Source organism: Pseudomonas putida (genome assembly GCF_022627325.1).
GTDB lineage: Bacteria > Pseudomonadota > Gammaproteobacteria > Pseudomonadales > Pseudomonadaceae > Aquipseudomonas > Aquipseudomonas putida_X.
Window position 1 is genome coordinate 192843 of sequence record NZ_JAETZZ010000006.1, and the last position, 13530, is coordinate 206372.

The window sequence follows — 13530 nt, forward strand, 5'->3', positions numbered from 1 at the left end:
ACCGCGCAGGCCCCGCTCTTGCTTGTAGCTTGCAGCTTGCAGCTTGCAGCTTGCAGCTTGCCGCTTGCCGCTTACTCGGCCAGTTTGTAAGCGATGATGTAATCGCCCATTTTGGTGCCCAGGGAACCGTGGCCGCCGGCGACGATCAGCACGTACTGCTTGCCGTCCTTGCCGGTGTACGTCATCGGCGTGGCCTGGCCACCCGCTGGCAGGCGGGCTTTCCACAGTTCCTTGCCATTGTTCACGTCATACGCACGCAGGTACTGGTCCAGCGTGCCGCTGAGGAAACCCACACCACCGGCGGTGACGATCGAGCCACCCATGCTCGGTACACCCACCGGCAGGCCGATCGGAATCGGCGTGCTGTCACGGGTGGTGCCGTTCTTGCGCTTCCACACCACCTTGTTGGTGAACAGATCGATGGCTGCCACGTAACCCCAGGCCGGCGCCTGGCACGGAACGCCCAGCGGCGACATGAACGGGTGCATGATCACGGCGTAAGGCGCGCCAGTGTTGGGCTGCACGCCGCTGGTTTCACTTTCGCGCTTGCTGCCGGCGGCAACCTGTTCTCGCGGCACCATCTTCGACACGAAGGCCATGTAGTTCGGCGAGGTGAACAGCAGTTGGCGCACCGGGTCGACCGAGACGCTGCCCCAGTTGAACACGCCGACGTTGCCTGGGTATACCAACGAGCCTTGCTCGGACGGTGGCGTGTACTGGCCCTCGTAGCGCAGTTCACGGAACTGGATACGGCATAGCATCTGATCGAACGGCGTGGCGCCCCACATGGCCTGTTCAGTCAGGTCCGGGCCCAGCAGGTTGAGGTCGGAGCGGGCCTGGGTCGGTGCAGTGTGGTCACCCTTGACCGCACCTTGCGGCACCGGGATCTCACGGATCGGCACGATGGGGGTACCATCACGACGGTCGAGTACGTACAGGCTGCCCTGCTTGGTCGGTACGATGATCGCGGGCTTGACGCCTTCCTTGGTCTTCAGGTGAACCAAGGTTGGCTGGCTGCCGACGTCCATGTCCCACAGGTCGTGGTGAGTGAACTGGTAGTTCCAGCGCGCCTTGCCGGTGGCAAGGTCCAGGGCCACCACGCCAGCGCTGTACTTCTCTGCACCCGGGGTGCGGTTGGCGCCATACTGGTCGGGTGTCTGGTTGCCCAGCGGCAGGTAGACCATGCCCAGGTCTTCATCGACGCTGGCCAGCGACCACATGTTGGCCGAGTTGCGGCTGTAGGTCTTGCCCGGGGCCAGTGGCTGGGTGTCTTCGGGGTTGTTGCTGTCCCAGTTCCAGACCAGGCGACCATCGTGCACGTCGTAGGCGCGGATCACGCCGGAGGGCTCGTTGGTCGACTCGTTGTCGGTGACATGGCCGCCGATGATCACCAGGCTGCGGGTGATCGCCACCGGCGAGGTGGAGTAATAACCGCCGGCAGTGAACGGCCCGATACCGGTAGTCAGGTCGATCGCGCCCTGGTTGGCGAAGCCTTCGCAGACTTTGCCGTTGTCGGCATTGATGGCGATCAGGCGGGCGTCGGCCGTCGGCAGGTAGAGGCGGCGAGGGCAGGCTTGAGCGACAGCCTGGCCTGCGTCGGAGACTTTCGGCGCCGGGCTGCCATCGCGGCTGACGTAGTTGTTCTCGTCATAATACGAAACGCCGCGGCAAGTCATGTGGGCGAAGCCCTTGAAGGTACCCACCGGGCTCTTGATCTGCGGGTCGTAGCGCCAGATCTCGGCGCCGGTGTCCGGGTCCAGGGCCAGCACCTTGCTGTGGGCGGTGCAGGCGTACAGCATGCCGTTGGCCTTCAGCGGCGTGTTTTCGTTGGTCAACTCGACCGGGTCGTTGTCCGTTGGCAGGTCACCGGTGCGGATGCGCCAGGCTTCTTCCAGGCGGTAGGCATTTTGCGGGGTGATCTGGCGCAGCGGCGAATAACGGTCACCATGCTCGGTGCGGCCATAGGCTTGCCAGTCGCCGTCGGGCATCGCGGGGGCGGCACTGCCCATTTCGCTGTTGTCGCGGCCCAGTTCGCCAAACACTTCACCCGGGTGGGTGAACTGGCTGCCCAGCGCGCAAGCGCCCGAGGCGAGCACGGCAACGCTGAGCAGGGCGGTATTGGCCTTGTTGCCCGGCCCGGTCAGCGGGCGGCGTGCCCAAGGCAGCAGCAGCACAACGCCGATGGCGAACCAGATGGCCAGGCGTGGCACCAGTTGCCACCAGTCCAGGCCCACCTCCAGCAGTGCCCAGGCCGTGCTGCCCAGCAGCACCAGGCCGTACAGGCCCAGGGCAAGCCGGCGCTGAGCCAGCAGCAGTGCGCCCGCCACGGCGAAGCCGATACCGGCGATCAGGTAATAAAGTGACCCGCCGAGCTGGCTGAGCTTGATACCGCCCGCCAGCAAAGCCAGGCCCATCAACAGCAGCAGTACGCCTATCAGGCGCGGTAGCCAGCGGCTTCCATTCTTGGCACCGTCAGTGCTCATCGTATGTTCTCCGTTAGGTGAAGGGTTGTCAGAAAGTGCTTTGGATCTTCAGGCCGCCGATCAGGGCATCGTCCACCTGCGACACCCCGCCCGGATGGCGGATGTACTGCAGGTTCGGGCGCACCGTGAGCCAGTCGGCCAAGTGAATGCCGTAATAGAGTTCAGCGCTGTACTCGGTGTCCTGCACGGGCAGGTAACCGGGATTGTCGTAGTCGTAAAGGCCGGCTGCCTGGTTGGCCAGGCGGGCGTTCTTGCGGTAGGCGGGGTTGACGTGCACGCGGGCGAGGGCGAAACCGATGTCGTCCTTGGCGCGGGCATCGAAGGGGCCCTTGTATACCAGTCCTGCCTGCACATAGTTGTCGATGGCATTGGTCTTCTTGTCGTGCACTGTGGCATTGGCGAACAGGCTCAGGCCGCGCGACTGGTCAGTGGCCAGCGAGGTAACCTGCTGCTGGGCACCGATCCACAGGCCGTGCTTGCTCGAACTGCTGCGGTAGGTGGCGCCACTGATGGCGGCCGGCCGGCCGTCGCTGTCCTTCAGAACATCCTGTGCCTTGGCATTACTGTAGTAGTACCCGGCGCGATATTCCCCTTTCAGGCCATTGACCCGCGGGCTCCACACCAGTTCGATCGGCATTACGGCACCCTGGGTACCGCTGCCGCTGAGTTTGAAACCGTTGCCAGATTCCAGGTTGGAGGGGTTTTGTTCGAACACGCCGACCTGAGCGTAGAGCGCGTCGTTGATGTTGTAGCGCACGCGCAGCGCCCACTGGCTGACGGGCCAGTTGTACCAGATGCCGCCAACCCAATTGCCCACCTGCGAGCCGCAGAAGGCCAGGTTCTGGAAGTCGCACGGGAAGCTGTTGAAGTCCTCGCCTTCACCGAAGCGGCCGAATTTCACGTCCAGGGCGCCATCGAAGTATTTCTGCCTGATCCACAGCTGGGTCAGCCGCCAGGTTTCACCGCGGCCCCAGACTTCCTGGGCTGAAGTGAAGCCGCCGACCCGCGGGTCGTTGATGCGGTCGTTGCTGATATTGTCCCCGTGGCGTTCGGTGATGGTCAGCTGCAGTTCGGTGTCTTGCCAGCCCAGGATCTTTTCCAGGTCCAGGTGGCTGCCAAAGGTGAACTGGTCGCTGTAACGCGCGGTGCGATCATGGTCGTAACCGCCGTGCAGGTTGCTGCCCATCTCGCCGGTGTAGCCGAGGTTGAAGTCGTAGCCTTTTTCCAGCAGTTCGCTGCGGGTGCCGCCCCAGTCACCCAGCATCCATGGCGAGTCGCTGGCGAACATTTCACTGGCGCTGGTGGTGGATGTAAAACAGGCGGTCATGGCAAGCAGAGCGGTGCCGGTGTAGCGAATATTGGGCAGTGAGAACATGAGATAGCGCTATCTTTTGATTGTCGAAAAAACGGCAAGCGCACCGAAGCGCGAGCGCTTCGATGGAAATGGCGACAGGTGAGGTAAGTGAAGCGATTCAGCTTGCGGCGGGGAGGATATAGGGGAACTTGTAAGAAAAAAAGACAAATTGTCGCAGTTGATTGTTGCCGCAGCGGTAACAGTGAGGGAAAGGGGCGCAGCGCGCCCCTAGGTTGGTCAGAAGGTTGTACGCAGGCCCACTTCGACGCTGCGCCCCGGCGCCGGCGCGATATCGCGCAGAATCGAACTGGCGTAACGCACGGTCTGATCTGTCAGGTTTTCACCGCGCACGAACGCCAGCCACTGGCTCTGGCCGATATCGAAGCGGTAGCCGACACTCGCGCCCAGGGTGGTGTAACCCTCGGTGCTGGTCTCGTTCGCCGGCTTGCGATGCTGCGACGCGGCATGCTGCACATCCACACGCGCCTGCCAGCGGTCCCGCTCCCAGACCAGTGCGCTGTTCAGGCGCAACGGCGCGATACGCGGCAGCGGCTCGCCGCTGTCGAGGTTCTTGGCACGGGTATAGTCGCCCGACAGCTCCAGGGCGAAACTGCCGTAGCGGTTTTCGACCAACTGCCAGCGGTCCTGGGCTTCGAGGCCGTAGAAGCGCGCCCGTACGCCCTGGTACTGATACTCAGGGAAGCCGCCATCGTCGTGATCATGGTCGTCGTCGCCATCATCGTGGTCATGGCCCTCGCGCAGGGTGCCCGTGCCAATCAGGCCGATGTAGTTGCGAAAGTGGCTGTAGAACACCCCGACGCTGCCCTTGTGGGTGCCATTGTCGAAGCGCAGCGCCAGGTCGGCGGAGAGGGCTTTTTCCTTGTTCAGGCTGGCGTCGCCGACTTCATAAGCCCCGGTGGCGACGTGGGCGCCGTTTGCGTAAAGCTCGTAAAAGGTCGGGGCCCGCTCGGTGTAACCGACGTTTGCAGCGAGCGCCCAGACCGGGTCGAGTTGATACACCGCCCCCGACGACAGGCTCAGGGCATTGAAGCTGCTGGCGCTGTCGGCATCGACGAAGTTTTCGTTGCCTTTGGCATCCGGGTCGACGCGGGTGTGTTCCAGGCGCGCACCCAGGCTCAGGTTGAGCCGTTCGGTGGCCTGCCATTGCTCGAGCATGAACAACGCCAGGCTATCGGTATCGGTGTGCGGCACGAAGGCTTCTTCACCCAGCGCCGAGAATTCGTTGCGACTGACCTGGGCGCCGATCACGCCTTCCAGAGGGCCGATCGGTTGGTGCCTGGCCTCGACCCGCGCCTCATAGCCCTTGTTCTTGAAGGTGGTGTGCACTTCGCCTTCTTCGATTTCGCTGTGCTCGTAATCGGTGTAACCGGCATCGAGCTTGACCGAGCTGAAGGGGCCATCGAGGTCACGCAGTTCCGAGGCGAAGCCGTAGTGATCCTGCTTCATGTCCAGGCGCACGCCGGACTCGGCCACTGAGCCGTAGTTACTGTCGTAGCGGCTGTAGGACAGGCCCGCATAGCCGTGATCCCAGTGGTAGGACCCGCCCACTGCGCCGCCATCCTGGCGACCGTCGCTGTTTTCCAGGCGGTGCTTGCTGCCGGGCTCGTCAGCGTCACGCACCTTGGAACTGCGGGCGTAGCCCGGGATGCGCAGGTCGTTGAACTGGCGGCTGTTGGCATCCAGGTGCAGGGCGAAGGTGCCGTCACCGGCTTCCAGTTTGCCGGCACTGCTGCGCGTGGTATCGGCACCGCCGTAGCGTAGTTCGCCGGCACCGTGAATACCCTCGATGGGCGCATCGGGGATGCGGTTGTCGAAGGTATTGACCACCCCACCGATGGCGTTGCCGCCGTAGAGCAGGGCGGCGGGGCCCCGGACGATTTCGACGCGCTCGACGGTGACCGGGTCCAGTGGCACGGCATGGTCGTAAGACAGTGCCGAAGCGTCGAGGGCGCCGACGCCGTTGCGCAGGATGCGGATACGGTCACCGTCCAGGCCGCGAATCACCGGGCGGCTGGCGCCTGGGCCAAACCAGGTGGAGGCGACGCCGGGCTGTTTGTTGAGGGTTTCGCCCAAGCTACCGTGCTGCTGCTGCAGCAGGTCGTCGCCTTCGAGCACGGTGGTGGGAGCAGCCAGTTCGCGGTTGCCCAGAGGGTTGGCAGTGATGACCTGGGGATCGAGCTCAACAGCCTGGCTGGGTGATGAGGCGAGCAAGAGCGCAACGGCGAGTGGAGAGAGGCGTAGGGGAGAGCACAACATGGAAAGTAGCGGTCCTTGGCAGAGGCAATATTTTGTTACCATATAACATCGCTATTTCAGCACAGAGGTTTCACCGCTTGCCAGTGGTTTTTGTAATGGCAGTGCTGCGCCCCCTTCATCACTACACTCGTGTAATGTGCGCATCTTTTTATCCGCGGGAGTACTGGCATGAGCACAGCCAACCACAATGCGCTGCACGGCAAGACCCTCGAGCAGATCCTCACTGAGCTGGTGGCGCACTACCAATGGCAGGGCCTGGCCGAACGCGTGGATGTGCGCTGCTTCAAGAGCGACCCGAGCATCAAGTCGAGCCTGACCTTCCTGCGCAAGACGCCCTGGGCCCGGGAGAAGGTCGAGCAGCTGTACGTGAAACTGCAGCGCAACGCCTGAGATGCCGCGTCATCCCTGGCTGACCCTGGCCGCAGTGCTTGGCTGGTTGGGCCTTGCTGTGCAGGTCTACCTGGTGCTGCTGGCGCGCTGGCAGGAAGCGGCGAGCCTGATCGGCGGGCTGATCAATGTGTTCGGCTATTTCACGGTGTTGACCAATACCCTGGTGGCGACGGTGCTCAGCTATGCGGCGTTCGGGCGGGAATCGCGCGCCAAGCGCTTGTTCCTTTCGCCTTCGGTAAGTTCCGCTGTGGCCGCCAGCATCGTGCTGGTGGCGCTGGCCTACAGCGTGCTGCTGCGGCACCTGTGGCAACCCCAGGGTTGGCAATGGCTGGCGGACGAACTGCTGCACGATGTGATGCCGGCGCTTTACGTTGTGTACTGGTGGTTCGCCGTGCCCAAGGGGCATTTGCGGCTCTGGCACCTGGGGCCGTGGGCGCTGTACCCGGCGGTGTACTTTGGCTATGCACTGTGGCGGGGGAGTGAGATCGGGGTTTACCCGTATCCGTTCATAGACGTTGCAAGCCTTGGCTACGGGCAGGTCATGCTCAATGCTCTGGGCGTGCTGGCCGGGTTTTGGGCCATTGCGTTGGTACTGCTCGGGCTCGATTGTTGGCGCGGGCGCTGGCTTGCCAGGCCGGTGCAGGCCCCTTCGCGGGTGAAACCGCGAAAGGACCGGGCCTGACAACACAGGTCACTCGTCGTCCGCTGTGCCTTCTGCCCGCCAGTAGGCAGCCGCTTTGAGGGCATCTTCGGGGGCACCCTTCTCCAGCAGCAGCGCCTTGGCCTGCCGGGTCAGCGATTTCTCCAGTGCCACCCAGCTGTACAGCTTGCCCTCAGGCAAGCTCAACCCCTGCACCAGCGCGAGTAGATCCTCATCCCGCTTCACCCAGATCACTTCAACCTCAGCCTTGCTCGGCAGCGCTTGGCGCTCCTGCTCATCTTCGATCTGGATGATCGCCAGTACCCGCCGGCCTGCCGGCAGTTCTTCAAGGCGACGGCCGATGGCCGGAATCGCTGTTTCGTCACCAATGAGCAGGTAGCTGTCGAAGATGTCCGGGACCACCATCGACGCCCGTGGCCCGGCAATGTTCAGCGTCTGCCCCGGTTCAGCCTGTGCGGCCCAGGTGGAGGCAGGGCCATCGCCGTGCAGGACGAAATCGATGTCCAGTTCCTGGTTGGCCAGGTCGATGCGCCGCGGCGTGTACTCACGCATGGTGGGCCGCGCTCCGCCGTCGCGGCCCATGTTGCGGGCGTCGATGGCCTGCTGTTGTTCGGCGTTTTCGGCGAACAGCAGCTTGATATGGTCGTCACTGCCCAGGCTGATGAAGCCTTGCAGCTCGGGGCCGGTGAGGGTGATGCGGCGCATGCGCGGGGTGAGGTCGGTGACCCGCAGCACCTGCAGGCGACGCTGGCGGATTTCGTGATTGACGCGGTGGATGGTGTCACTCATGGAGGTTCTCCGTAGCAGGGGCCGGCCCGTCGGCGATGGCCTTGGCAGTGTCGTTGAGCAGGGCGCGGACCCGCTCGATTTCTTCCGGTGTCCAGCGGCCGCTGTGCATATGCAGGGCGTGGCGCAGGTTGCCGACGGCTTCGTGAATTTCTGGTGGGCGGTCGTGACCACGCAGGGCGCGCTTGCCGACTTCGATGCGCATGCGCACGCCGTCCAGGGCCACGGCCTGGTCAGCCAGGGCTGCGCTACCGGCTTGGGTGATGGCGTAGAGACGTTTGCTGCCTTGCACCTGGCCGTAGATCAGCTCCGCTTCCTCGAGAAAGTTGAGGGTGGGGTAGATGACCCCGGGGCTGGGCGTGTAGCTGCCATCGAACAAGTTCTCGATCTGGCGGATCAGGTCATAGCCGTGCCCAGGTTGCTCGGCCAGCAGCGACAGCATCAACAGCTTCAGGTCGCCGGGGGCGAATACCCGTGGGCCGCGTTCACCCCGGCCGGGCCGGCGCTCGAAAGGGTCGTGGGCGGAATGTTCACGCATGGCAGCGAGGCTCCGTGTGTTTAGATATATCGCAAGATATTACTCAAGATATATCTAAACACAAGCGGTCAAATGCCGATGGTTATCATTCAAATATTAGATGGGTTACTCGGGAGCATCGCAATCTTCGGTGGTTTGCACGCGTTCGGATTGCCAGGCTCAAGGTAGGGCATGAGGATCGGCGCCATGCCCTTGAGCACCTGCACCGGCAGCGCCGAGGTGAACTTGAACGCCTCCGCGGAGCGCCCGGGCACGAATGCGGTCAGCGTGCCGAAGTGGTTGTCACCGAGGAAGAATACGAAAGTGGCGGTGCGGTTCAGCGAACGCGAGCCGATCAACCGGCCACCGGCGCCGAAGCTTTCGATGCGGTTGTCGCCGGTGCCGGTCTTGCCGCCCATCACCAGCGGGGTGCCGTCATGCAGCTTGAAGCTGCCGGAAATACGCCGCGCCGTGCCTGCGTCGACCACTTGCGACATGGCACCCTTGAGTGCCCGGGCGACTTCCACGGGGAGAATTCGCTGGCCACGGTCGGGGTCGCTGCTCAGCTTGGTTTCATAAGGCGTATCGGCGGCGAAGTGCAGCGTATCGATGCGCAGTGTGGGCAGGCGCACACCGTCGTTCTGAATGATGCCGACCAGCTCGGAAAGCGCCGCCGGCCGGTCGCCGGAGCTGCCGATGGCGGTGGCCAGCGACGGCACCAGGTGATCGAACGGATAACCCACGCCCTTCCAGCGCCGGTGAATATCGAGGAAGGCTTCGATTTCCACCATGGTGCGGATACGGCTGTCGCGGGCACCCTGATGGCGGCTCTTGAACAGCCAGCCATAGACTTCCTGACGCTCGAAGCGGCTGGCGTTGACCATCTCTGTGATTGAAGCGCTAGGGTTCTTCAGCAGGTAGCCGAGCAGCCACAGGTCCAGCGGGTGAACCTTGGCGATGTAGCCTTGGTCGGGCAGGTCATATTTGCCTGGGCCGTAGGCCTCGTACATCTCTGCCAGGCGGCCATCGGTAAGTTTGCTCAGGGCGCGCTTGTCTTCCTTGAGGTGCGCGCGCACGAAAGCATTGAATGTTTCCTGGCCCGCTGCCGGGAACAGATAGCGGTGTACTGCGGCCAGGCGCTGCGGTGTGACGCGCATGCTGTCGAGGAAGGTATCCAGGCGTTGCTGCGAGGTTTTGCGCTGGTACTTGCGCCAGAAGCGCATCAGGTAGCTGGTGCCTTCCTTGTCGGCAAAGCGTGCCAGGTATTCCTGGCGGCGCGGGTCCGAATCGTCCTTGAGCAGTGGCACGCGGTTGAATGGCTGTTGGTAGGTCACATAGCGCACCAGGTCGCGCATCAGGCGAATGAAGGGCAGGTTGATCGACTCGCGCAGGGCTGCCTTGAGCGTCGGGTTGCGGCTGTTGTCCTCCTTGCGGAAGTTGTTGAACACGTGCATGCCGCCGCCGGTGAAGAACGCTTCGCCGGTGTTGGCCGAGTACTTGCGCTCCAGCGCCGCGTCGAGCATGGCATCCAGGCTCTGGTTCTTGCTGTTCTGCGCCAGCCATTGCAGCGACCATTGGGTGATGCGATCGAGTTCGGCGACCTCGACCTTCTTCAACTCGGCGGCTGGCATGCCGGCGTACTTGTCGTGCAGCTCGGCGATTATCTGCAGGTAGGTGGTGAGCACTCGCAGCTTGGCCGTCGAACCCAGCTCAAGCTTGCTGCCTTCGTTGATGTCGAAGGGCTGGTCGGTGCTGTCAGTCTGCACCCGCACCCGTGAGCCATCGGCAGTGCGCTCGAACAAGGTGAAGCTGTAGCGCACCTGGTCGGTGGTCTTGCTGGTGAGCAGGCGCTCGCCGATTAGGCCAATCTGTGCCGCGAATTCAGGGTCGGAGAGGTTCTTCAGGTACTGGCTGACCTGTAGCTGAAGGTCGGCCTGCAAGGTGCTCGTTGCCGAGAGGTCGAGGCGGTCAAGGTCATACAGCGGGCGGTTGAGCATGCCTGACAGGCGGTTCCGGGCCAGGCTGATGCCTTTGTTGGTGATGATCGGAACGATGGTTGGCTGTGCCACCCAGTCCCGGTACAGCGCCTTGCTGGCCAAGGCTGCGTCGGCCAGGGCGCGATCAATGATGCCGTTGGCTGCGAGCACGCGGATGTGCGAATCGGTGAGTTCGGCCAGCTCGACGCGGCCCTTGGTCAGGTAATGCGAGGGGCGGCGCTGGGCAATCATCAACGACAGTACCTGACGCAGGGCCAAGCCGCGTGCGGCCATGCTGTCGGGGTCTGTTGCGGTCGAGGTGAGGGCCTGGTTGACCTGGTCGAAATCGGCGCCGTACCAGACACGCAGGCCTTCGGCCATGCCATGCACTTCGCCATGGCCGGGCACCGCCGACAGCGGCACGCTGTTGAGGTAGTCGCGCACGATGCGCTGGCGGGCTTCGGTGGTATCAGGCCCGCCCTGATAGGCACGGACGCTGGCGGAAATCATCTGGCGGATCTTCTCGGCACCGGAGACAGTCAGGCCGTCCGGTGAGTGGCGGTATTTTTCCAGCTGCGTGGCCAGGGTGCTGCCACCGGCGGACTGGCCGGGCAAGGCCAGGTATTTGGCCACCTGGCTGTAGGCGGCCTTGGCGAAGCGCGGCCAATCGACTGCCGGGTTGTTTTGCGGGTCCTTCGGGTCCAGCAGGTCGCGGTTTTCGATGAACAGCAGGCTGTTGACCATCACGGGTGGGATTGCGGCGAAGTTCGGGTACAGGTATTGCGGGTAGTTGTACTGGTACAGCGTCTCGCCGCGGCAATCGGTGATCGACAATCCGGCCTGGATTTTCTCGATGTAGGGGGCGAAAAGGCCGTGATCCACGTAGTTCATCAACGCAGGCGAAAACCGTACCTGCTCGCTGATCAGGTAGTCGCGCTTGAGCAGCCGCGGCAGGAACTCGCCCAGCGCGCTATAGCCCAGGCGTTTGTCGAACGGCCCCTCGCCGGGGTAGACGATGGCATCACTGGGGCCGGGCTGCAGCGAATAGGTAAGGGTGCTGGCCAGCTTGCTGAATTCGCGGGACTGCAGGTCGGATGTACGGAACTCGTCATAGGCGGCGAAGCCGATGGCGGTGATCGCGACCAGCAGGATCAGCAGGATCAGCCGCCACCAAAGCCGACGCTGACGTGGGGGCTTTGGCTGCGGCGTCTCGGCCAGAGGTGTTTCGGGTGCTTCCGTTCTGGATGGTTCCGATTGCCACAGTGCGCCCATAGTCTTCAATCCGGCCAGGTATTTTCGTCTTGCTTGTCTGAAGCTTAGACGTTGAAGGCAGTAGGTGAAAAATTTGTAGAAAGTGCAGAAACCTCATGTGCCCTCTGCGCCTTTGGTGTGAGTTTTTTCATACAACGCTGTTGCCGGGGTAGCTGGGGTGAGCCAGGAGGCTGCAGCAGACGTGCGGGTTTCTCTCCAAATTTTTGGTTATTTATAGTGAAAAGCCCTACAGCGAGCTTCCTATACTGCTCGGCCCCTTCGCCCTGCCGGGCCGCTCTACACCGGCACACGGGCCGGCCCACAAGGCCAGCCTGGCAAGCCAACGCCACGCCTATCGGCATGGCCGGCGCTGCACGAAGGTCTAATCCAATAACAAAATGAGGTTGTATTGCTATGCCAGTCGGCAACCACCCTGCCCATGGCGAGACCGCACAAGGCGGCCCGCTCAAGCGTGAACTGGGCGAACGGCACATCCGCCTGATGGCGCTGGGCGCCTGTATCGGCGTCGGTCTGTTCCTCGGTTCGGCCAAAGCCATTGAGATGGCCGGCCCTGCGATCATGCTGTCCTACATCATCGGGGGCCTGGCGATCCTGGTGATCATGCGCGCCCTTGGCGAGATGGCCGTGCACAACCCTGTCGCCGGGTCATTCAGCCGCTATGCCCAAGACTACCTTGGCCCCTTGGCGGGCTTTCTGACCGGTTGGAACTACTGGTTCCTGTGGCTGGTGACCTGCGTTGCGGAAATCACCGCCGTGGCGATCTACATGGGCATCTGGTTCCCGGACGTGCCGCGCTGGATCTGGGCCCTGGCGGCGCTGGGCAGCATGGGCGCGGTGAACCTGATCGCGGTCAAGGCGTTCGGCGAGTTCGAATTCTGGTTCGCCCTGATCAAGATCGTCACCATCATCGCCATGGTCCTGGGCGGCATCGGCATCATCGCCTTCGGCCTGGGCAACGACGGTGTGGCAGTCGGCATCTCCAACCTGTGGAGCAACGGCGGCTTCATGCCCAACGGCGTGACCGGTGTGCTGATGTCGTTGCAGATGGTCATGTTCGCCTACCTGGGCGTGGAAATGATCGGCCTGACGGCCGGCGAAGCCCGCAACCCGCAAAAAACCATCCCGCAGGCCATTGGCTCGGTGTTCTGGCGCATTCTGCTGTTCTACGTCGGTGCCTTGTTCGTGATCCTGTCGATCTACCCGTGGAATGAAATCGGCAGCCAGGGCAGCCCGTTCGTCATGACCTTCGAGCGCCTGGGTATCAAGACTGCCGCCGGCATCATCAATTTCGTGGTGATCACCGCCGCCCTTTCGTCCTGCAACGGCGGTATTTTCAGCACCGGGCGCATGCTTTACAGCCTGGCGCAAAATGGCCAGGCGCCGGCTGTCTTCGCGCGTACTTCAAAAAGCGGTGTGCCACGCAACGCGTTGCTGCTGTCCATCGGCGCCTTGCTGCTGGGTGTGCTGGCCAACTACCTGGTGCCGGAGAAGGTGTTCGTCTGGGTGACATCGATCGCCACCTTCGGCGCGATCTGGACCTGGGTGATGATCCTGCTGGCGCAGCTCAGGTTCCGCGCCGGGCTATCGGCCGCCGAGCGCAAGGGCTTGAAGTACCGCATGTGGCTTTGGCCGCTGAGCTCCTACCTGGCACTGGCCTTCCTGGTACTGGTGGTGGGCCTGATGGCGTACTTCGAGGATACCCGTGTGGCGCTGTACATCGGGCCGGCGTTCCTGGCACTGCTGACGGTGCTGTACTACACGTTGCGCCTGGCGCCCAAAGCAGTACAAGGGGTAGCCAGTTCCGCTTCCTGATC

The 13530-nt window shown here is 63.0% G+C and carries 9 protein-coding genes; 3 read left to right on the forward strand and 6 right to left on the reverse strand.

The genetic code is table 11. The features are described from left to right. Positions 1 to 71: 71 nt before the first annotated feature. From JNA92_RS11920 to JNA92_RS11930, 3 genes are all read right to left on the reverse strand, one after another. Positions 72 to 2483: a glucose/quinate/shikimate family membrane-bound PQQ-dependent dehydrogenase gene (locus tag JNA92_RS11920; protein WP_241804845.1), complete on the reverse strand. Its 2412-nt coding sequence runs from the start codon at positions 2481 to 2483 to the stop codon at positions 72 to 74. A gap of 28 nt (positions 2484 to 2511) precedes the next feature. Next, the gene (locus JNA92_RS11925) at positions 2512 to 3858 is read right to left on the reverse strand and encodes a carbohydrate porin (RefSeq protein ID WP_277818131.1); all 1347 of its coding nucleotides are present in this window, start codon (positions 3856 to 3858) and stop codon (positions 2512 to 2514) included. A 216-nt stretch (positions 3859 to 4074) separates the two neighbouring features. Then, on the reverse strand, positions 4075 to 6114 hold the full coding sequence (locus tag JNA92_RS11930; RefSeq protein WP_241804846.1) for a TonB-dependent receptor: 2040 nt from the start codon (positions 6112 to 6114) through the stop codon (positions 4075 to 4077). Positions 6115 to 6282: 168 nt separating this feature from the next. On the opposite strand from JNA92_RS11930, the gene JNA92_RS11935 reads away from it, so the two are divergent. Both JNA92_RS11935 and JNA92_RS11940 read left to right on the forward strand, forming a co-directional pair. Beyond that, a complete protein-coding gene (locus JNA92_RS11935; protein ID WP_012313003.1) occupies positions 6283 to 6504 on the forward strand; it encodes a VF530 family DNA-binding protein in 222 nt (73 codons plus the stop codon). A gap of 1 nt (position 6505) precedes the next feature. Further along, a complete protein-coding gene (locus JNA92_RS11940) occupies positions 6506 to 7186 on the forward strand; it encodes a Pr6Pr family membrane protein (protein WP_241804847.1) in 681 nt (226 codons plus the stop codon). 9 nt (positions 7187 to 7195) lie between these two features. Here the strand turns inward: JNA92_RS11940 and JNA92_RS11945 are convergent, their stop codons facing one another. The 3 genes from JNA92_RS11945 to JNA92_RS11955 all read right to left on the reverse strand — a co-directional run bounded on the left by JNA92_RS11945 (position 7196) and on the right by JNA92_RS11955 (position 11716). Beyond that, positions 7196 to 7954: a siderophore-interacting protein gene (locus JNA92_RS11945; RefSeq protein ID WP_241804848.1), complete on the reverse strand. Its 759-nt coding sequence runs from the start codon at positions 7952 to 7954 to the stop codon at positions 7196 to 7198. After that, a complete protein-coding gene (locus JNA92_RS11950) occupies positions 7947 to 8489 on the reverse strand; it encodes a PadR family transcriptional regulator (protein WP_241804849.1) in 543 nt (180 codons plus the stop codon). Before JNA92_RS11950 ends, JNA92_RS11945 begins: the two co-directional genes overlap by 8 nt. 89 nt (positions 8490 to 8578) lie before the next feature. Continuing rightward, the gene (locus JNA92_RS11955; protein WP_241804850.1) at positions 8579 to 11716 is read right to left on the reverse strand and encodes a biosynthetic peptidoglycan transglycosylase; all 3138 of its coding nucleotides are present in this window, start codon (positions 11714 to 11716) and stop codon (positions 8579 to 8581) included. Between the two features lie 393 nt (positions 11717 to 12109). Between JNA92_RS11955 and JNA92_RS11960 the strand changes: the two genes are divergently transcribed. After that, a complete protein-coding gene (locus JNA92_RS11960; protein WP_241804851.1) occupies positions 12110 to 13528 on the forward strand; it encodes an amino acid permease in 1419 nt (472 codons plus the stop codon). Positions 13529 to 13530: the final 2 nt, after the last annotated feature.